The sequence below is a fragment of the Bacteroides acidifaciens genome, assembly GCF_024623065.1.
Classification (GTDB): domain Bacteria; phylum Bacteroidota; class Bacteroidia; order Bacteroidales; family Bacteroidaceae; genus Bacteroides; species Bacteroides acidifaciens.
In genome coordinates this window covers 54,911-74,941 of record NZ_JANJZR010000017.1, presented here as the reverse complement: position 1 = coordinate 74,941, position 20,031 = coordinate 54,911, and the positions used below count along the sequence as shown (strand labels likewise).

Sequence of the window (20,031 nt, the reverse complement as noted above, 5' to 3'; positions counted from 1 at the left end):
TGTGAGGAGCATGACGGAGACTATGTGACGAATAAAAACAGGTCGGTAAAGCCTATCTAACATAATCTCAGGAAAATATAAACAGGCTCTAAGATGTACAGAATAGAAAAAAAATTTCTATTTTTGTGGGAACAAAACTTTAAAAGCACATGACTCAATCTGAAAGACAGCAAATTATAGAGCTGGTAAAAAAAGAAGTAGTTCCGGCTATTGGTTGCACGGAACCCATTGCTGTGGCACTTTGTGTAGCCAAAGCGGCAGAAACATTAGGTGAGAAACCCGAAAAGATAGAGGTATTATTGAGTGCCAATATACTGAAAAATGCCATGGGGGTAGGAATTCCCGGCACAGGTATGGTGGGGCTTCCTATTGCTGTTGCCTTGGGTGCGTCAATAGGCAAATCAGAATACCAGTTGGAAGTCCTGAGAGACTGCACACCCGAAGCCGTAGCACAAGGTGAACAGTTTATCGCAGAAAAACGAATCAGTGTCTCTTTAAAGGAAGGTATTGAGGAAAAGCTATATATCGAAGTGATTTGCAAGACCGGCGATAAAACTGCCAAAGCTGTCATTGCTGGCGGCCACACTACCTTTATATATATAGCCAAAGACGAAAAAGTGCTGCTCGACAAACAGCATACTGCCAGTGCAGAGGAAGAGGGCGCTTCTCTCGAGCTGAACCTGCGTAAAGTTTATGACTTCGCCCTGACAGCTCCTCTTGATGAAATCCGTTTCATCCTCGACACTGCCCGCTTGAACAAAGCTGCCGCCGAACAAGCCTTCAAAGGCAACTACGGACATTCTTTAGGAAAAATGCTTCGTGGCACTTATGAACATAAGGTGATGGGCGACAGTGTATTTTCGCATATTCTTTCTTATACTTCAGCCGCTTGTGACGCCCGAATGGCAGGAGCCATGATTCCGGTCATGAGTAATTCCGGCAGCGGTAATCAAGGTATATCCGCTACCTTACCCGTCGTAGTCTTTGCCGAAGAAAACAATAAGAGTGAAGAAGAACTTATCCGTGCCTTAATGTTGAGCCATCTTACGGTGATTTATATCAAACAAAGCTTGGGACGCCTGTCCGCCTTGTGTGGTTGTGTAGTGGCCGCCACAGGCTCAAGCTGCGGAATTACCTGGCTGATGGGTGGAGGCTACGACCAGGTGGCCTTTGCCGTTCAAAACATGATTGCCAATCTGACGGGAATGATTTGCGATGGCGCGAAACCGAGTTGCGCCCTAAAAGTGACCACCGGAGTTTCAACAGCCGTATTGTCAGCCATGATGGCTATGGAAAACCGTTGTGTGACTTCCGTAGAAGGAATTATTGATGAAGACGTAGACCAAAGCATCTGCAACCTGACAAGAATCGGCTCGCAAGCCATGAACGAAACGGATAAAATGGTGCTCGATATTATGACGCACAAAGGATGCTGAAATAAGAACTGACTGATAAAGAGGTAGGTAAATAAAAAATGGATAATGAGTTTTCCGGCTTCATTATCCATTTTATTTTTATTGGCTGCTGTTATCAACAGCCCTATTTCTTAATTAGTGGCAGTGTCCACCTTCACAACCGCAACTGTCGCCGCATTCGTGGTCACCGCAGCCACCACCGCAACTGTCGCATCCGCAACCGCATCCGCCTTCACCGCTCATCATTTTCACCAACTCCTGAATTTCTTCGTTGGTAGCAGGACGGCTTTCAATCACTTCACCCTCGAAGATAAGGTCGGCACCTGCCAACGGGTGGTTGAGGTCAACTACTACCACGTCCGGTTTGATTTCCACTACGCTTGCGTTCACGCGCTGACCGTCACCGGTCATCAAAGGTACGATATTGCCTTCTTTGATACGCTCGCTGTCGAACTTACCGTCAATCTCGAAAATGTTTTTAGGAAGGTCAATCACGTGTTGTTCGTCATATTGGCCGTATGCTTTATCTGCTGTGATGGTAAACTCAAATTTATCACCTTGAGAAAGAGCGGTTACTTGATTTTCGAAGTCTTCGAGTGTTGTTCCTAATCCTGAAATGAATTGAAAAGGATGTTCTGCTTTTGCTTCTTCGAACAACTCTTTTTCACCATCTTCCATTGTATATAGTTTGTATGCAACGGTAATGTACTTGTTTTCTACTGTTTCCATCTGATATTTTATATTTCTAAATTAATAAATCCCGGCAAACGGGTTGACAAAGATACGAATAATTTGCTTGTGCGCGGACATAGGGAATGTAAATTTCAGATTATTAAGTGCTTTTGTTAGAAAGCTTCTTTGGGGCGCATGCTTGTATAATGGTTGTAAATCCAACCTTTAAGTAATAAAATAGAGAAATAATGCCACCATTATCTTACAATTATTAGCTTTTAAGTGATTTTTTTCTTCGATTTGTTTGGAGATAATAAAAAAGCCCTTACCTTTGCAGCACAAAAATAAAGAAAAAGAAGATATGAATATGTTACATACATCTATTAACCTAGCAGTCCTGCATATTATTCGCGTCGTGGTGGTGCCATCAAGAGCGTGAGAAAGGTTTTGTGTTGTATGTGTTCGTATCATAAAAGATAAAATTTAGAGCCTTTCTCGCTGATGTGAGAGAGGCTCTTTCATTAAAAGACAGATTGAAATGAAAAAGCAATTACGCAGTTCGTTTAGTACACAAGGCCGTCGGATGGCGGGAGCCCGTGCGTTATGGGCAGCCAACGGCATGAAGAAAGAACAGATGGGCAAGCCCATTATCGCTATCGTCAATTCGTTCACGCAGTTTGTGCCGGGACATGTGCACTTGCATGAAATCGGCCAGTTGGTGAAAGCTGAGATTGAAAAGCTGGGATGCTTTGCTGCGGAATTCAATACAATCGCCATCGACGACGGCATCGCCATGGGACACGATGGAATGCTTTACTCGCTCCCTTCGCGTGACATCATTGCCGACAGTGTAGAATACATGGTCAATGCACATAAGGCGGACGCGATGGTGTGTATCAGCAACTGCGATAAAATCACTCCGGGAATGTTGATGGCGTCTATGCGTCTGAATATCCCTACCGTATTCGTATCGGGCGGCCCGATGGAAGCGGGAGAGTGGAACGGCCGGCACCTCGACTTAATCGACGCCATGATTAAATCTGCCGACCAAAGCGTAAGTGATGAAGAAGTGGCCAATATCGAGCAGAACGCCTGTCCTACCTGCGGATGCTGCTCCGGCATGTTTACTGCCAACTCCATGAACTGCCTGAACGAAGCTATCGGACTGGCTCTTCCCGGAAATGGGACTATCGTGGCTACGCACGAAAACCGCACGCAACTCTTCAAAGACGCTGCCAGACTGATTGTGGAAAATGCAATGAGATATTATAATGAGGGAGATGAAAGCGTACTCCCCCGCAGCATCGCTACCCGCGAAGCCTTTCTGAACGCAATGACACTCGATATCGCGATGGGCGGTTCCACCAATACGGTGCTCCACCTGTTGGCTGTTGCCCATGAAGCGGAAGTTGATTTCAAGATGGATGACATCGACATGCTTTCCCGCAAAACTCCCTGTCTCTGCAAGGTAGCCCCGAATACACAGAAATACCATATTCAGGATGTGAACCGTGCCGGTGGTATTATCGCTATCATGGACGAACTGGCAAAAGCCGGACTTATTGACACATCTGTCCGCCGCGTAGACGGAATGACCCTGGCGGAAGCTATCAATGGATACTCAATCACCAGTCCGAATGTCGGTGAGAAAGCTATCAAAAAATATTCGAGTGCAGCCGCCAACAAATTCAACCTCATACTCGGCTCTCAAAGCATGTACTATAAGGAGTTGGATAAAGACCGTGCGGCAGGATGTATCCGCGATCTGGAACACGCTTACAGCAAGGACGGCGGCTTGGCAGTGCTGAAAGGCAATATCGCTCAGGACGGTTGTGTGGTAAAGACGGCAGGCGTAGATGAAAGTATCTGGAAGTTTACCGGCCCTGCCAAAGTGTTTGATTCGCAGGAAGCAGCCTGTGAAGGCATCCTCGGTGGTCGAGTCGTCAGTGGCGACGTTGTCGTCATTACGCACGAAGGTCCGAAGGGTGGCCCCGGTATGCAAGAAATGCTTTATCCTACCTCTTATATAAAATCCCGCCATCTCGGGAAAGAATGTGCCTTGATTACCGACGGACGTTTCAGCGGTGGAACTTCCGGCTTGAGTATCGGACATATTTCGCCCGAAGCGGCAGCAGGGGGGAATATCGGAAAGATTGTTGATGGGGATATTATTGAAATCGACATTCCCGCTCGGACGATTAACGTGCGACTGACGGATGAAGAATTGGCTGCCCGCCCGATGACACTTGTCACTCGCGACCGTTATGTGCCGAAGAGTCTGAAGGCATACGCCAGCATGGTCAGCTCCGCCGATAAGGGAGCAGTGAGAATAATCGACTGATATACATCTTTCAATATCAAAAAGAATGAGTAAAGACTTAATAACAGGTGGAGAGGCGCTGATGCGTGCTTTGGAACATCAAGGAGTAAGCACCATCTTCGGATACCCCGGCGGTTCTATTATGCCGGTGTTCGATGCCTTATTCGACCATCAAGATACGTTGAATCACATCTTGGTTCGTCACGAACAGGGAGCTGCCCATGCGGCACAAGGTTATGCCCGTGTATCGGGTGAAGTAGGTGTTTGCCTGGTGACAAGTGGCCCCGGTGCTACGAACACGGTTACCGGCATTGCGGACGCAATGATAGACAGCACGCCTATTGTGGTGATTGCCGGACAGGTAGGAACTGCTTTTCTCGGAACGGATGCTTTTCAGGAAGTCGATTTGGTAGGCATCACCCAACCAATCGCTAAATGGAGTTATCAGATTCGTAGGGCGGAAGATGTGGCTTGGGCAGTGGCGCGTGCGTTCTATATTGCCCGTAGCGGTCGTCCCGGCCCGGTAGTGCTGGACTTTGCCAAGAACGCGCAAGTGGAGAAAACGAAATACGAACCGACGAAGTTGGACTTTATCCGCAGTTACGTTCCTGTGCCCGATACGGATGAGGACGCAGTAAAAGCGGCTGCCGAACTGATTAATAAAGCCGAACGTCCGCTTGTGCTGGTGGGGCAGGGCGTTGAGCTGGGCAATGCGCAAGGCGAATTGCGTGCTTTCATAGAAAAGGCGGACATGCCTGCGGGCTGCACGCTGCTCGGTCTTTCGGCTTTGCCGACGGAGCATCCGTTGAATAAGGGTATGCTGGGTATGCACGGCAACTTGGGACCGAATATCAATACCAATAAATGCGATGTCTTGATTGCTGTCGGCATGCGTTTTGACGACCGTGTGACTGGCAATCTCGCTACCTATGCCAAACAGGCAAAAGTAATCCACTTCGACATCGACCCTGCGGAAGTAAACAAGAATGTAAAAGTGGATGTAGCTGTCCTGGGAGACTGCAAGCATACATTGGCATCCGTAACGGAACTTCTGAAGAAGAATACTCATACTGAATGGATAGACAGTTTCAAGGAATATGAAAAAGTAGAAGAAGAGAAAGTAATCCGTCCCGAGCTTCATCCTGCCACGGACTCTCTGAGTATGGGCGAAGTGGCACGTGCAGTAAGTGACGCAACCCACCACGAAGCTGTCCTGGTGACGGATGTAGGTCAAAACCAAATGATTTCCGCACGCTACTTTAAATATACGAAAGAACGCAGCATCATCACTTCCGGCGGACTCGGAACCATGGGCTTCGGTCTTCCTGCCGCTATCGGCGCAACTTTCGGCGCACCGGAACGTACCGTATGCGCATTTATGGGTGATGGCGGACTCCAGATGAATATCCAGGAGCTGGGAACCATCATGGAACGGAAAGCGCCGGTGAAAATTATCTGCCTGAACAACAACTTCCTTGGCAACGTACGCCAATGGCAAGCCATGTTTTTCAACCGCCGCTATTCATTTACGCCGATGCTGAATCCGGACTATATGAAGATAGCTTCGGCCTACGATATTCCTTCCAAACGCGTCTTCACCCGTGAAGAACTGAAGGAAGCCATCAAGGAAATGCTTGCTACGGACGGCCCGTTCCTGCTCGAAGCCTGTGTGGTGGAAGAGGGCAATGTCTTACCGATGACTCCCCCGGGAGGATCGGTAAATCAGATGTTGTTGGAGTGCTAGGGGAAGTTGGGAGTTGGGAATGGAGAGTTGAGAGTTCGCATTTAAAATTTAGAGTTATGAGTGATAAAACATTATATACCATCATCGTTCATTCGGAGAATATCGCCGGATTGCTGAATCAGGTGACGGCTGTATTTACCCGTCGGCAGATAAATATTGAAAGCCTGAATGTATCCGCGTCGTCGATTAAAGGCGTACATAAATATACAATTACGGCCTGGACTGATAAGGATACGATAGAGAAGGTGGTGAAGCAGATAGAGAAGAAGATTGACGTTATCCAGGCGCACTACTTTACGGAAGATGAGATTTACTTCCATGAGATTGCTTTATATAAGGTATCTACAACTGAGTTTCAGGAGACACCGGAAGCGTCTAAGGTGATACGCAGATATAACGCCCGGGTGGTAGAAGTGAATCCCGTATTCTCCATTGTCGAGAAGAACGGCATGAGTGAAGAGATTACTTCGCTTTATGGTGAACTGAAGTCCTTGAATTGTGTTCTGCAATTTGTCCGTTCGGGACGCGTAGCTATCACTACCAGTTGCTTCGAACGAGTGAACGAGTTTCTTGACGGACGGGAAGCCGGCTATAACCAAAGCAAAAAACAACAGGAATAATGAGTGAATCAGATAAAATAGGAACTTATAAGTTTATTGCGGAACCGTTTCACGTTGATTTCAACGGACGACTGACAATGGGGGTGCTGGGCAACCATCTACTGAATTGCGCAGGTTTTCACGCCAGCGACCGTGGCTTCGGCATCGCGACACTGAACGAGGACAATTATACTTGGGTACTTTCCCGACTGGCTGTCGAACTGGACGAAATGCCTTACCAATATGAGGACTTCTCCGTTCAGACATGGGTGGAGAATGTGTATCGCCTCTTCACCGACCGTAACTTTGCCGTTATCGGCAAAGATGGTAAGAAGATAGGTTACGCCCGTTCGGTATGGGCTATGATAAACCTGAATACCCGTAAGCCTGCCGACTTGTTGACACTGCATGGCGGAAGTATCGTAGACTATGTGTGCGACGAGCCCTGTCCGATAGACAAGCCCTCGCACATCAAGGTGACAAGCGACAAGCCGCTGGCTACGCTGACGGCCAAATACAGCGACATTGACATCAACGGTCATGTGAACAGTATCCGCTATATAGAGCATATCCTCGATTTGTTTCCGATAGAATTGTATAAGACCAAACGTATCCGCCGTTTTGAAATGGCGTATGTGGCGGAAAGTTATTTCGGGGATGAACTCTCGTTTTTCTGTGACGAAGCTAATGAGAACGAGTTTCATGTCGAAGTGAAGAAGAATGGCAGCGAGGTAGTCTGTCGCTCGAAAGTAGTATTTGAGTAAATAGAATATAAAATCAATTAATAACGGATGGCATAAGCCATCAAAACTAAAAACAAAAAAGAAAATGGCACAGTTGAATTTTGGCGGAACTGTTGAAACAGTAGTAATCCGTGACGAATTTCCATTAGAAAAAGCTCGTGAAGTATTGAAGAATGAAACAATTGCTGTAATCGGTTATGGCGTGCAGGGTCCGGGACAGGCATTGAACTTGCGTGATAACGGTTTCAATGTAATCGTTGGACAGCGTGAAGGAAAAACATACGAAAAGGCAGTGGCAGACGGATGGGTTCCGGGTGAAACGTTGTTCGGAATCGAAGAAGCTTGCGAGAAAGGTACTATCGTAATGTGCCTGTTGTCTGACGCGGCAGTAATGTCTGTATGGCCTACTATCAAGCCTTACCTGACTGCCGGAAAAGCTCTTTATTTCTCTCACGGTTTTGCTATCACCTGGAACGACCGTACAGGTGTAGTTCCCCCTGCCGATATCGACGTTATCATGGTTGCTCCTAAAGGGTCGGGCACTTCGTTGCGTACCATGTTCCTTGAAGGCCGTGGCTTGAACTCTTCTTACGCTATCTATCAGGATGCAACGGGTAAGGCTTATGAAAAGACAATCGCGCTGGGTATCGGTATCGGTTCTGGTTATCTGTTCGAAACCACTTTCCAACGTGAAGCGACTTCCGACCTGACAGGCGAACGCGGTTCATTGATGGGAGCTATCCAAGGTCTGCTGCTGGCACAATACGAAGTATTGCGTGAAAACGGTCACTCTCCTTCCGAAGCGTTCAATGAAACAGTAGAAGAACTGACTCAGTCACTGATGCCGCTTTTCGCAAAGAATGGTATGGACTGGATGTACGCAAATTGCTCTACTACTGCCCAACGCGGTGCTCTCGACTGGATGGGACCTTTCCACGATGCTATCAAGCCGGTAGTTGAGAAGTTGTACCACAGTGTTAAGACAGGTAACGAAGCCCAGATTTCTATTGACTCCAACTCCAAACCGGATTATCGTGAGAAGCTGGAAGTGGAACTGAAAGAACTTCGCGAAAGCGAAATGTGGCAGACTGCTGTGACAGTACGCAAACTGCGTCCTGAAAATAATTAATCCGACCGGATGATGTAAGTTTTATAGGAAGGGAGAACTTTTGGGGTCTCCCTTTTCTTTTACCCGATAATAAACTGTTTTTTAATGAACGACATCAGCCTTTTGTAGAAAGGATGTCTGGTTAGGGTGGCTGCATCTCCCAGTATGACGAGCTTCATCCGTGCCCGGGTGATAGCCACGTTCATTCTTCGCAGGTCATTCAGAAACCCTATCTGCCCGTCCTCGTTGGCGCGGACAAGGCTGATGAAAATAACATCCCGCTCTTGTCCTTGGAAGCCGTCTACCGTATTCACGGTGATGAGGCTGCGGAAAGGGCGCAGGAAACTGCTTCCTTTGATTTTGCTTTTCAAATATTGTACTTGTGCCTTATAAGGTGAAATCAGTCCGAAATCAATCCTCTCTTCCAGTATCCGTTCCTTTCCGATTCGGTTGATATACGTTTCCAGTTCCTGCAAGAGCAGGTTTGCTTCCTCTTTGTTGATACGTCCGAAACTCTCGCCCACAAACTCTTCGTGAAAATCCATTCCCGAGGTATCTATCCAGTTCATCGGTGTGTCGAAATCAAGGATTCCCCGATGACGCACTTCGGGGGCGGCTTCCAGTTCACCGTGGTAGAACCAGTCGGAAGGGAATTGCATGATGGCTTCGTGCATCCTGTATTGCACCTTCAGCAATGAGACGGCAGACGGCTTTTGTTGGACTATCTTTTCCATTAATGTATGTTCCAGTCCGCCACGGGCGGCTTCTATGCATTTGATGGTAGGCGGAAGCTGGCAATGGTCACCGGCGAGGATGACCCGGTCGGCCTTGCGGATGGCAATCCAGCAGGCGGCTTCGAGTGCCTGGGCGGCTTCGTCTATAAATAAGGTAGGAAACCGTCGCCCGTTGAGCAGGCGGTGGTTGCTGCTCACCAATGTAGAGGCAATCACGCGGGCGCTGTCGAAGAGGTCAGCGTTGATAAGTATCTCCAGTTCCGTAGCACGGTCACGCAGGCGGTTCATGCGGTTGCGCATGCCTTCCCGTTCGGTGTAGCTTCCCCGACGCATCCGGCCATTCATTTCGCGGATAGACTTACGGATACTCCATAATTCGGGATAGGCCGGATGGCTCTCAAACCGCCGTTCGTAAGTGGAAGACAACATTTTGTCGTTTACCCGTGTCGGATTGCCGATACGGAGCACTGTTACTCCCCGGTCTACCAGTTTCTCACAAATCCAATCGACAGCGGTATTACTCTGCGCGCAGACAAGCACCTGCGGTTCCCGGTGCAACGTTTCGTAAATGGCTTCGACAAGCGTAGTCGTCTTCCCGGTTCCCGGCGGACCGTGTACGATGGAGACGTCACGCGTGCAGAGCACCTTGTTGACGGCTGCTTCCTGCGTATTGTTCAGCCACGGGAAGCGTACCGGATATAGCTCACGAAATCTGGGTTTTTGCGTTCCGAGAAATGTGTCGCGCAGTTCTGCCAACCGATTTCCTTTGGCGCGGATTACATCTTCCAACGCTTCGAACATGGCCCGATAAGACGTTTCATCAAAATAAAGCTGTACGCCAATCAGTATATTAGGAGTTTGCAACTCTGCCAAAGCCCCTGCTCCGGGCAGCACGACCACCATCCGCTCTTCATCCGCGTAACTGACGGTAGCAATGAAATTCATGTACTTCATCTTCCCCTCAAGCGACTGGTGGAAAAAGCAGACGGGACGCCCGAACTCAAAAGAGTGCTCTATTTCTTTATTTTCGGTGCGTGTGATATCTATTACAAGTTGATTTAGAGAATTATAGTAACTTCGACCGGGAGAAACGGGATACCAGCACAGACCGCGTTTCACTTTCCGGGCAATGCCCATCGTTTCGGTCTGCCGTTTGAACTCCTCTTTTTCATATTCGTACTCCATCCGTAGAAGGAGCTGTTGTTGCTGAAGGTCGGCTGTCGGACTTTTCGGATTGTTATTCATAATAGATGCAAAGGTAATAATTCTTCTCCCCGGGTCGAAAAATATTTCATTTTGTTAAACATTGCTTGAACGATGTTCGTTGTTTTAATAGATGGACTAAAAAAAATAAAAAGCGATATGGTATATGGTGTGACTATGTTAGAAGACTTCTATGTTGCTTATAAAGGAAAGCTGGAACACGTGCGTGCTGTATTGAAACGTCCTTTGACGTTAGCCGAGAAAATCTTGTATGCCCATCTTTATGATGCGGCTGATGTGAAAGACTACAAACGGGGAGAGGATTATGTGAATTTCCGCCCTGAACGGGTAGCTATGCAGGACGCTACCGCCCAGATGGCTCTGCTTCAATTCATGAATGCGGGTAAAGACCGGTCAGCCGTACCTTCAACGGTGCATTGCGACCACTTGATACAAGCGTATAAAGGATTGCATTGTCGACAGCAAACGTATCATCCGTCCTGCCTACAAGAACGTTTTTTTTCTTCTGTATATCAAGATGCTATCTGTGAAAATAGGCGAAACGGTCTGGGGAGGGTTATTTTAGCGGAAAGAGGGATAGGTGTTGTTTGATTAACTAAAACTTTGTGATGAAAACTGTTTATGTATCATGGAGTTTTTAATTTAGGAAGTTTTGTGCTACAAATTTCCCCATTTTTTTTACTTTTGCATGTTGCAAAAGAATTTCTATATGACTACGACTGCTTTTAATCTGTTTTTGGGTATAATGAGTCTGATTGCTTTATTTGTCTTCGTTGCCCTTTACTTTGTGAAAGCCGGATACGGCATCTTTCGCACGGCATCGTGGGGAGCGGCCATATCTAACAAATTAGCTTGGGTATTGATGGAAGCTCCCGTCTTTCTGGTGATGTGCTTCATGTGGATGCATTCCGACCGCCGTTTTGAACCGGCGATATTGGCCTTCTTTCTCTTCTTTCAAATTCATTATTTTCAGCGTGCTTTCATCTTCCCTTTGCTATTGAAAGGGAAAAGTAAGATGCCGCTGGCAATCATGTCGATGGGAATTCTTTTTAACCTGCTGAATGGTTATATGCAAGGCGAATGGATATTTTATTTGGCTCCCGGAACGATGTATCAGAGCGAATGGTTTACGTCTCCGTGGTTTATCATAGGTACTCTGTTGTTTTTCACAGGTATGCTGATCAACTGGCATTCGGACTATGTCATCCGCCACTTGCGCAAACCGGGAGATACACGGCATTATCTGCCGCAGAAAGGTATGTACCGTTATGTCACGTCCGCCAACTATTTCGGTGAGATAGTAGAATGGGCAGGTTGGGCGATACTCACTTGTTCACTTTCCGGTATGGTCTTCCTTTGGTGGACGATTGCTAACCTTGTTCCCCGTGCTAACGCTATTTGGTGCCGTTACCGTGAAGAATTCGGTGATGCGGTGGGAGAGAGGAAACGGGTATTCCCTTTCCTTTATTGAGAATAGACCATAAAGGATGAATCATAAAGAATGAATATTATCACAAATTAAATGAGATTTGAATAAATTTCGACTACTATGAGAAACAAGCTTTTTACTCCGGTCACTTTCGGACCTTTGACGCTGCGGAACCGAACGATTCGTTCGGCAGCTTTCGAGAGCATGTGTCCGGGGAATAATCCTTCACAAATGTTATTGGACTACCACCGCTCGGTAGCTGCCGGCGGAGTGGGTATGACAACAGTGGCTTATGCTGCCGTGACACAAAGCGGACTCTCTTTCGACCGTCAGTTGTGGTTGCGTCCGTCCATTATTCCCCGTTTACACGAACTGACAAAAGCCGTGCACGATGAAGGTGCCGCAGTAGGTATACAAATCGGGCATTGTGGAAATATGTCCCATAAAAATATATGTGGTGTCACTCCTATATCCGCATCTTCAGGCTTCAACCTCTATTCTCCTACGTTTGTGCGTGGAATGGAAAAAGAGGAGTTGCCGGAGATGGCGAAAGCGTATGGAAATGCAGTCAATCTGGCGAGGGAAGCCGGGTTTGACGCCGTTGAAGTACATGCGGGGCACGGCTATTTGATTAGTCAATTCCTGTCTCCCTACACCAATCGCCGGAAAGATGAATGTGGCGGTTCGCTCGAAAACCGGATGCGTTTTATGGATATGGTGATGGAAGAAGTGATGAAAGCGGCGGGCAATGATATGGCTGTTTTCGTCAAAATGAATATGCGCGACGGCTTCAAAGGAGGAATGGAGATTGACGAATCCATACAAGTGGCCAAACGTCTGTTGGAACTTGGCGTTCATGGATTGGTGTTGAGCGGTGGTTTTGTCAGCAAAGCACCCATGTATGTAATGAGGGGTGCCATGCCGATTCGTTCGATGTCTTACTATATGAATTGTTGGTGGCTGAAATGCGGAGTCCGTATGTTTGGCAAATGGATGATACCCTCTGTGCCTTTTAAAGAGGCTTATTTCCTTGAAGATGCGCTGAAATTCCGTGCGGCTCTTCCGGATGCGCCGTTGATTTATGTCGGTGGTCTTGTTTCCCGTCAGAAAATAGATGAAGTGCTCAATTCCGGTTTTGATGCTGTGCAGATGGCGAGAGCTTTGCTCAACGAACCGGGATTCGTGAACCGGATGAAGCAGGAAGAACAAGCACGCTGCAACTGTGGACACAGTAATTATTGTATAGGACGTATGTATACGATAGAAATGGCTTGTCATCAACATTTGAAAGAACAATTACCTTCCTCTTTACAAAAGGAGATTGATAAACTGGAGAAAAAATGAGTGAAATGAAATGGGCAATCATCACCGGTGCGGACGGAGGGATGGGAACAGAAATAACACGTGCCGTAGCCAAAGCCGGTTATCGAATCATTATGGCTTGTTATCATCCGAAGAAAGCGGAGGTTGTTCGTGAACGTTTGAGCAAGGAAACCGGAAACCCGGATTTGGAGGTTATGGCTCTTGACTTATCTTCCATGCAATCCGTGATTTCTTTTGTCAGCCGGATCTCAGAGAGGAACCTTCCTATCGCTTTGTTGATGAATAATGCCGGAACAATGGAGACAGGCTTTCATACTACTTCCGAAGGATTCGAACGAACAGTAAGTGTGAACTATATAGGACCTTATCTGCTTACCCGGAAATTAATTCCACTGATGGTGCGTGGAGCGCGTATCGTAAATATGGTTTCCTGTACATACGCAATCGGCAAGCTCGACTTCCCGGATTTCTTTCATAGGGGGAAAACGGGAACGTTTTGGAGAATATCTGTTTACAGCAACACGAAGCTGGCTTTATTGTTGTTCACTTTCGAACTTTCCGAACAACTTCGGGAGAAGGGGATTACCGTCAATGCTGCCGACCCGGGAATTGTTTCTACTGATATCATCACTATGCACAAGTGGTTCGATCCGTTGACCGATATTTTTTTCCGTCCTTTTATCCGTAAACCGAAGAAAGGGGCTTCTACGGCAATCGGTTTACTGTTGGACGAGAAGGAAGCTGGTGTGACAGGACAACTGTATGTCAATAACCACCGGAAAAATTTGTCTGATAAATACACGAATCATGTGCAGAAAGAGCAGTTGTGGGAGGTAACGGAACGTGCGTTAGCGAGTTGGCTGAAGTAGGGTTTCTTTTCTTTTTTTATTTAAATTATCCAGTATTTACTTATATATAGGTATTGTACATATCTATATATCTCATTTTTGTTGTCTTATTTTTACCAATAGATAGGGATTGTTTGGCACTTCTTTTTCTGCTTACCTTTGCATCGCTTTTAGAACAATGAAAAGGTTATAAAGTAAAAAGGTAAAAAGGAGATGAGTAATAAATATTTTTTGGCTTTTCTGGCATTCTTGTTTTCCGTATCCGTATATTCACAACAGGGGCGTCATCGTAGTAGTTTAATTTCGGGCAGAGTGATGTCCACAGAAAAAGAAGTGGTGGATTTTGCGACAGTTTATCTGAAAGGAACCAACCAAGGATGCTATACAGATGAAAAAGGGATATATCATTTGAAAACTACAACAGGTGAATATACACTCGTCGTTTCGGCTATCGGTTATCAAACGGTAGAAAAGAAAGTTAAATTAGCCAAGGGAGAAAGAATAAAAGTAAATGTTACTATTGCGCCGGCGGTAAAAGAACTGGGAGAGGTGCTGGTCACGACATCCGGCGTCGGTCGTGTGAATCAGTCTGCTTTTAATGCGGTAGCCATTGATGCGAAGAAATTGCATAACAGTACGCAGACTTTGGCGGGTGCACTGACTAAAGTGCCCGGTGTGAAACTCCGCGAATCAGGTGGAGTGGGGTCGGATATGCAATTGTATATCGATGGCTTTAGCGGGAAACATGTGAAAATCTTCATTGACGGCGTACCACAGGAGGGAGCCGGTGCCGCATTCGATTTGAACAATGTTCCCATTAATTTTGCCGACCGTATAGAAGTCTATAAAGGAGTGGTTCCTGTAGGATTCGGAACCGATGCCATTGGGGGAGTGGTTAATATTGTCACCAACAAACAACCCGGAAACTGGTTTATGGATGCTTCCTATTCTTACGGATCGTTTAATACTCATAAATCATACGTGCGCTTCGGACAAACGTTTAAGAATGGTTTCATGTATGAGGTCAATGCTTTTCAAAACTTTTCGGATAATGATTATTATGTAGACACTTATGTGCGCGAATTTGAGATTAAAGAGGATGGAAGCGTACGTTTCCCGCCCCTTGACAAAAATAAGATTTATCATCTGAAACGTTTTAATGACCAGTATCATAATGAAGCCGTGATTGGAAAAATCGGCCTGGTAGGAAAGAAATGGGCAGACCGTCTGGCGTTGAGTTTCAATTATTCTCATTTCTATAAAGAGATACAAACAGGCGTTTATCAAGATGTCGTGTTCGGTGAAAAATTCCGCCAAGGACATTCGTTGGTCCCTTCTTTAGAATATTATAAAAAGAACTTACTGGTGAAAAACCTGGATTTGCTGTTGACTGCCAATTACAATCATAATATCACCAACAATGTCGATACCGCTTCGCGGGCTTACAACTGGCGTGGAGATTTTTATGAAAAAGGCAGCCGGGGAGAACAGTCTTACCAGAACAGTGAATCTAAAAATAGAAACTGGAATGGAACGCTGAAGATGAATTATCATATCGGACAGGCACATACATTTACTTTCAGTCATGTAATCAGTGATTTTGAACGTACGAGCCGTTCTATCATTGGTGCTTCTTCCAAATTCACAGACTTTTCTATTCCTAAAATCACACGTAAAAACGTCAGCGGACTTTCTTACCGTCTGATGCCGTCGGACAGATGGAATGTGTCGGCATTTGCCAAATATTATCGGCAATACAATAAGGGACCGGTATCGCAGAATACGGATGGAATAGGCAATTATATCAATCTGTCCAATACAGCAAGCGCTCTTGGATATGGAGCGGCAGGTGCCTATTTTATATGGAAAGATCTTCAGGTGAAACTTTCGTACGAAAAAGCCTTCCGCCTACCGACCACGGACGAACTCTTTGGAGATGAAGACCTTGAAGCTGGCAAAATGAATCTGAAACCGGAGAGAAGTGATAATGTTAATTTGAGTTTCAGCTATAATCATCAGTTTGGCAAGCATGGATTGTATGCCGAGGCCGGTTTGATATATCGGGATACGAAAGATTATATAAAAAGAGGATTGGACGTATTGGGAGGAACAAGCTACGGATATTATGAGAACCACGGTCACGTAAGGACTAAAGGATATAATTTGTCATTGCTTTATAGCTTCTCGCGTTGGTTTGATATAGGAGGGACATTCAATAATATCGATACTCGTGATTACGAAAAGTTTCTGGCGGGTTCCTCTTTGCAAGAAAGCATGCACTATAAAGTGCGTATGCCGAATCTGCCCTATCGTTATGCTAATATCCATGCAAATTTTTATTGGAATGACCTGTTTGTCAAAGGAAATGTATTGAGCATCGGCTATGATAGCTACTGGCAGCACGATTTTCCTCTTTACTGGGAGAATCTCGGAGATAAAGATTCAAAGAATATGGTGCCGGAACAGTTTTCGCATAATTTGTCTTTGTCTTATACCATGAAGAATGGACGTTATAATGTATCATTTGAATGTCGGAATTTCACCGATGCTCAACTGTTTGACAATTTTAGCCTGCAAAAAGCGGGGCGCGCATTCTATGGAAAGTTCAGAGTGTTTTTCGGTAAATAATAAGAGTAAGTTTTTTAGTATCAATCAATAATAAAGAATATATGAAGAAGTTTTTATTGCAGGCTTTTGCCGTAGCTTTTTGTTTGAGTAGCGGTGTGTTTGTCGCATCTTGCGACGATGATAATAATCTGGTGGATAACCCGCCGATTGATGGAGAAACGGCTTATGTGGTGGCTGCCACAACTGGTGAAGCAAGTTATTTGGTAGTAGCCAATTCGTTGGATGAAGGAACAGTGTCGACCCAAGGGAATGGAACCGAAGTGATTGGTGGTACTTATTGGGTATATAAAGGATTGGATTATGTGTTTGCGTTAGTTTATAATAAAGGTGGTGCGGGTACAGGCGCTTCCTATTATCTGGGTGCAGATGGTAAAATGAAAGAAAAGTACACATACACTTATAATCGTATCACGTCTTATGGAACCTGGGGGAATAAAGTGGTGACTGTTTCCACCGGAGACTCGAAAATAACAGATGAGGATCAGAATGTGGCCCAAGCATTGTTGTTCAACTATCTGGATGCGACCGATGGCAGTCAGGAAGAGGGTACCTTGCTTGCCGAAAATTACTTGGGTAATGGTGAAAAAGTTTCATGGGCAGGTCTGGTTGAAGCTAACAATAAGATTTATACATCTGTCATTCCAATGGGAATGAGTAAGTACGGTATTAGAAAATGGCCGGAAGCTGTGACAGATCAGGAACTTGTGACTAAGACTGACGGTGGTAGTGGCAGTGGTGCATATACAGCCGGGGTCATTCCTTCTACACAATACCCGGATAGCGCTTACGTGGCAATTTATAGTGGCACGAACTTCAATGAGACTCCGGTGATTGCCAAAACTGATAAAATAGGTTATGCATGCGGTCGGATGCGCTCACAATATTATCAGACCATTTGGGCGGCTGACAATGGTGACGTCTATGTGTTCTCTCCCGGATATGGACGTACGGCAGTTTCATCTTCTGATTTGAAGAAGGTGACAGGACAGAAGCCTTCGGGCGCAATGCGTATCAAAGCAGGCGCAACAGATTTCGACCCGGATTACTATGTAAATTTTGAAGAGATAGGCACTAAACATCCTATTTTCCGTTGCTGGCACATCTCTGAAGATTACTTCTTGCTTCAATTGTATAAAAAGGGAGCGGAAGATATGATTAGTGGAGGTAAAAATGCAGATGTCAGCGAATTGGCTGTTTTCAAGGCGGAAGATAAGACGATTATGCCTGTTACAGGTCTGCCGGCTGACGGGAAGTTTGGTGGCGAGCCTTATGGAGAAAAAGGGTATGCTTATATGGCTGTCACTGTGACTACGGGCGAGAACCCCGCCTTCTATAAAATAGACGTAAAAACAGGCAAGGCAGTCAAAGGTTTGACGGTGGAGGCTGACGCTATCACTACGGTAGGTAAGATGGAATATCTTTCAAAATAATACAGCCGGTTAAGTAGAGAATCTTTTGTTGTAGATAAAAGTCTGCCGAGCAGAAAGCTTTGCAGGCTTTTTCAAGAAATAGGATTGAAAACATGAAAAAAATATTCAGAAAAATACATTTGTGGCTTTCCGTCCCTTTCGGGCTGGTAATAACTCTAATCTGTTTCTCCGGTGCCATGCTGGTGTTCGAAAACGAGGTGAATGAGTGGTCTCGACCCGACCTTTACTACGTGGAAACGGTAAAGGAATCTTCTCTACCTATGGATAAACTGCTTGAAAAAGTAGCAATGACATTGCCTGACAGTGTATCAGTGACCGGTGTCAGCATATCTTCTGATCCCGGACGTGCGTATCAGGTTAGTCTTTCCAAACCACGCCGTGCATCTTTGTATGTAGACCAGTATACGGGTGAAGTAAAAGGAAAAAGCGAGCGTAGCGGCTTCTTTATGTTTATGTTCCGAATGCATCGCTGGCTGCTGGATAGTATGAATCCGGGAAATGAAGGGATCTTTTGGGGCAAGATGATTGTAGGTGTCAGTACGCTTTTACTTGTATTCGTTCTGATTTCGGGAATTGTCATTTGGTGGCCGCGTACACGTAAAGCATTGAAGAATAGCTTGAAGATAACAGCAACTAAAGGATGGCGAAGGTTTTGGTATGACTTGCATGTGGCAGGTGGAATGTATGCTCTGATCTTTCTGTTGGCTATGGCACTGACGGGATTGACCTGGTCTTTTCCGTGGTATCGGATGGCTTTCTATAAGATCTTCGGGGTAGAAGTACAGCAACGTGTCGCCCAAGGACATGAACAGAAAAGTGATGTTCAAAAAGGTGGTACCAAACCGGCATCTCATCAGAAAAAGAAACCATTCGCTTATTGGCAGGAGGTTTATGATAAACTAAGCCGTCAGAATCCGGAATATAAGCAAATCAGTATTTCTTCCGGTACGGCAAGCGTGTCTTTCAACCGTTTTGGGAACCAGCGGGCATCTGACCGTTATTCTTTCAATACGGATAATGGTGAATTTACAGAAACAAGTCTTTATCAACATCAAGACAAGTCAGGAAAGATTCGCGGTTGGATTTATTCTATACATGTCGGTAACTGGGGAGGAATGTTTACCCGCATACTTGCCTTTATTGCTGCTTTGATTGGGGCTGCATTGCCGTTGACTGGATATTATTTATGGATAAAAAAACTCAAAACGGTACAAAAATGAGCTAAATTGTGCAGTTCTGACTCATTCGATAGCGGAATACTGCGTAACTTGCCTCTTTCTTTATAAATAAAGTATCATCAATGCCACTATAAGATTATTGCCATTCATCGCTTTCACCTGATTCTTGAAATGCCGATGAATAAGGCTATAGCGGGTGAAAGCGAGGGGTGAAATCAGGTGAAACAGAACATTATCGGTTTCACCTTGGCTTTTCAAAATATCCTTTGAGCTAAAATCAATATCATTATAGCTAATCCGGATATCCTTATAGCTAATGAAAATATGCTTATAGCAAATCCATTGTCAGGTATTAATAGATGAACTGTCAGATGTTAATAGCCTAGCCGTCAGGTATTAACACCTTGGCTCTCATCTATTAATACTTGAATTGGTACATCTATATACTCACCGTATTGCATCTATATACTCACCGTATTGCATCTATATATTCAGCATGGTGGCTATATATGTCTATCACGATGGCTATATATGTCCAGTAATCGGTATAAATAAATTCAAAAGGTGAAAGCGATAATGGAAGACTTCACCTGTTTTTTTCCTACGCTTTCACCCGCTATCTCCTTATTCATCGAT

14 protein-coding genes and 1 pseudogene are annotated in these 20,031 nt (G+C 45.5%); 13 read left to right on the top strand and 2 right to left on the bottom strand.

Annotated features, from left to right (window positions below):
- The first annotated feature begins 149 nt into the window (after positions 1–149).
- Positions 150–1,436, top strand: a complete 1,287-nt coding sequence (locus NSB03_RS07500; RefSeq protein ID WP_024986656.1) for an L-cysteine desulfidase family protein — start codon at positions 150–152, stop codon at positions 1,434–1,436.
- Positions 1,437–1,550: 114 nt separating this feature from the next.
- Here the strand turns inward: NSB03_RS07500 and NSB03_RS07495 are convergent, their stop codons facing one another.
- On the bottom strand, positions 1,551–2,144 hold the full coding sequence (locus NSB03_RS07495) for an FKBP-type peptidyl-prolyl cis-trans isomerase (RefSeq protein ID WP_024986657.1): 594 nt from the start codon (positions 2,142–2,144) through the stop codon (positions 1,551–1,553).
- A gap of 481 nt (positions 2,145–2,625) precedes the next feature.
- On the opposite strand from NSB03_RS07495, the gene ilvD reads away from it, so the two are divergent.
- The 5 genes from ilvD to ilvC all read left to right on the top strand — a co-directional run bounded on the left by ilvD (position 2,626) and on the right by ilvC (position 8,622).
- On the top strand, positions 2,626–4,428 hold the full coding sequence (gene ilvD / locus NSB03_RS07490) for a dihydroxy-acid dehydratase (RefSeq protein WP_257420966.1): 1,803 nt from the start codon (positions 2,626–2,628) through the stop codon (positions 4,426–4,428).
- Between the two features lie 25 nt (positions 4,429–4,453).
- Entirely contained in the window at positions 4,454–6,151 is a 1,698-nt protein-coding gene (gene ilvB, locus NSB03_RS07485; protein ID WP_135037499.1) for a biosynthetic-type acetolactate synthase large subunit, read from the top strand.
- Between the two features lie 56 nt (positions 6,152–6,207).
- A complete protein-coding gene (gene ilvN / locus NSB03_RS07480; protein ID WP_024986658.1) occupies positions 6,208–6,771 on the top strand; it encodes an acetolactate synthase small subunit in 564 nt (187 codons plus the stop codon).
- Positions 6,771–7,514 carry an acyl-[acyl-carrier-protein] thioesterase gene (locus tag NSB03_RS07475; protein WP_024986659.1) on the top strand — a complete coding sequence of 248 codons (744 nt, stop codon included), beginning with the start codon at positions 6,771–6,773 and terminating at the stop codon, positions 7,512–7,514. Before ilvN ends, NSB03_RS07475 begins: the two co-directional genes overlap by 1 nt.
- Positions 7,515–7,578: 64 nt before the next feature.
- Complete coding sequence (gene ilvC / locus NSB03_RS07470) at positions 7,579–8,622, top strand: ketol-acid reductoisomerase (RefSeq protein ID WP_024986660.1); 1,044 nt, start codon at positions 7,579–7,581, stop codon at positions 8,620–8,622.
- 59 nt (positions 8,623–8,681) lie between these two features.
- Here ilvC and NSB03_RS07465 read toward each other — a convergent pair whose 3' ends face one another.
- Positions 8,682–10,580: an AAA domain-containing protein gene (locus tag NSB03_RS07465; protein ID WP_024986661.1), complete on the bottom strand. Its 1,899-nt coding sequence runs from the start codon at positions 10,578–10,580 to the stop codon at positions 8,682–8,684.
- 117 nt (positions 10,581–10,697) lie between these two features.
- Between NSB03_RS07465 and NSB03_RS07460 the strand changes: the two are divergent.
- From NSB03_RS07460 to NSB03_RS07430, 7 genes and pseudogenes are all read left to right on the top strand, one after another.
- A pseudogene (locus tag NSB03_RS07460) lies at positions 10,698–11,006 on the top strand (aconitate hydratase); the annotation flags it as partial.
- 262 nt (positions 11,007–11,268) lie between these two features.
- Entirely contained in the window at positions 11,269–12,030 is a 762-nt protein-coding gene (locus NSB03_RS07455; protein ID WP_257466307.1) for a DUF1295 domain-containing protein, read from the top strand.
- Between the two features lie 78 nt (positions 12,031–12,108).
- The gene (locus NSB03_RS07450) at positions 12,109–13,332 is read left to right on the top strand and encodes an NADH:flavin oxidoreductase (protein ID WP_257466306.1); all 1,224 of its coding nucleotides are present in this window, start codon (positions 12,109–12,111) and stop codon (positions 13,330–13,332) included.
- Positions 13,329–14,180 carry an SDR family oxidoreductase gene (locus tag NSB03_RS07445; protein WP_024986666.1) on the top strand — a complete coding sequence of 284 codons (852 nt, stop codon included), beginning with the start codon at positions 13,329–13,331 and terminating at the stop codon, positions 14,178–14,180. The genes NSB03_RS07450 and NSB03_RS07445 overlap by 4 nt, the downstream gene beginning before the upstream one ends.
- 192 nt (positions 14,181–14,372) lie before the next feature.
- Complete coding sequence (locus tag NSB03_RS07440) at positions 14,373–16,787, top strand: TonB-dependent receptor (protein ID WP_217937928.1); 2,415 nt, start codon at positions 14,373–14,375, stop codon at positions 16,785–16,787.
- Positions 16,788–16,828: 41 nt separating this feature from the next.
- Entirely contained in the window at positions 16,829–18,217 is a 1,389-nt protein-coding gene (locus NSB03_RS07435) for a DUF4374 domain-containing protein (protein ID WP_024986667.1), read from the top strand.
- A gap of 92 nt (positions 18,218–18,309) precedes the next feature.
- Positions 18,310–19,437, top strand: coding sequence for a PepSY-associated TM helix domain-containing protein (locus tag NSB03_RS07430; protein ID WP_136014139.1), 1,128 nt, complete (start codon positions 18,310–18,312; stop codon positions 19,435–19,437).
- Positions 19,438–20,031: the final 594 nt, after the last annotated feature.

Coding starts and splice junctions, on each gene's coding strand:
- NSB03_RS07500 (WP_024986656.1), top strand. CDS start 150: ATGACTCAATCTGAAAGACAGCAAATTATAGAGCTGGTAAAAAAAGAA.
- NSB03_RS07495 (WP_024986657.1), bottom strand. CDS start 2,144: ATGGAAACAGTAGAAAACAAGTACATTACCGTTGCATACAAACTATAT.
- ilvD (WP_257420966.1), top strand. CDS start 2,626: ATGAAAAAGCAATTACGCAGTTCGTTTAGTACACAAGGCCGTCGGATG.
- ilvB (WP_135037499.1), top strand. CDS start 4,454: ATGAGTAAAGACTTAATAACAGGTGGAGAGGCGCTGATGCGTGCTTTG.
- ilvN (WP_024986658.1), top strand. CDS start 6,208: ATGAGTGATAAAACATTATATACCATCATCGTTCATTCGGAGAATATC.
- NSB03_RS07475 (WP_024986659.1), top strand. CDS start 6,771: ATGAGTGAATCAGATAAAATAGGAACTTATAAGTTTATTGCGGAACCG.
- ilvC (WP_024986660.1), top strand. CDS start 7,579: ATGGCACAGTTGAATTTTGGCGGAACTGTTGAAACAGTAGTAATCCGT.
- NSB03_RS07465 (WP_024986661.1), bottom strand. CDS start 10,580: ATGAATAACAATCCGAAAAGTCCGACAGCCGACCTTCAGCAACAACAG.
- NSB03_RS07455 (WP_257466307.1), top strand. CDS start 11,269: ATGACTACGACTGCTTTTAATCTGTTTTTGGGTATAATGAGTCTGATT.
- NSB03_RS07450 (WP_257466306.1), top strand. CDS start 12,109: ATGAGAAACAAGCTTTTTACTCCGGTCACTTTCGGACCTTTGACGCTG.
- NSB03_RS07445 (WP_024986666.1), top strand. CDS start 13,329: ATGAGTGAAATGAAATGGGCAATCATCACCGGTGCGGACGGAGGGATG.
- NSB03_RS07440 (WP_217937928.1), top strand. CDS start 14,373: ATGAGTAATAAATATTTTTTGGCTTTTCTGGCATTCTTGTTTTCCGTA.
- NSB03_RS07435 (WP_024986667.1), top strand. CDS start 16,829: ATGAAGAAGTTTTTATTGCAGGCTTTTGCCGTAGCTTTTTGTTTGAGT.
- NSB03_RS07430 (WP_136014139.1), top strand. CDS start 18,310: ATGAAAAAAATATTCAGAAAAATACATTTGTGGCTTTCCGTCCCTTTC.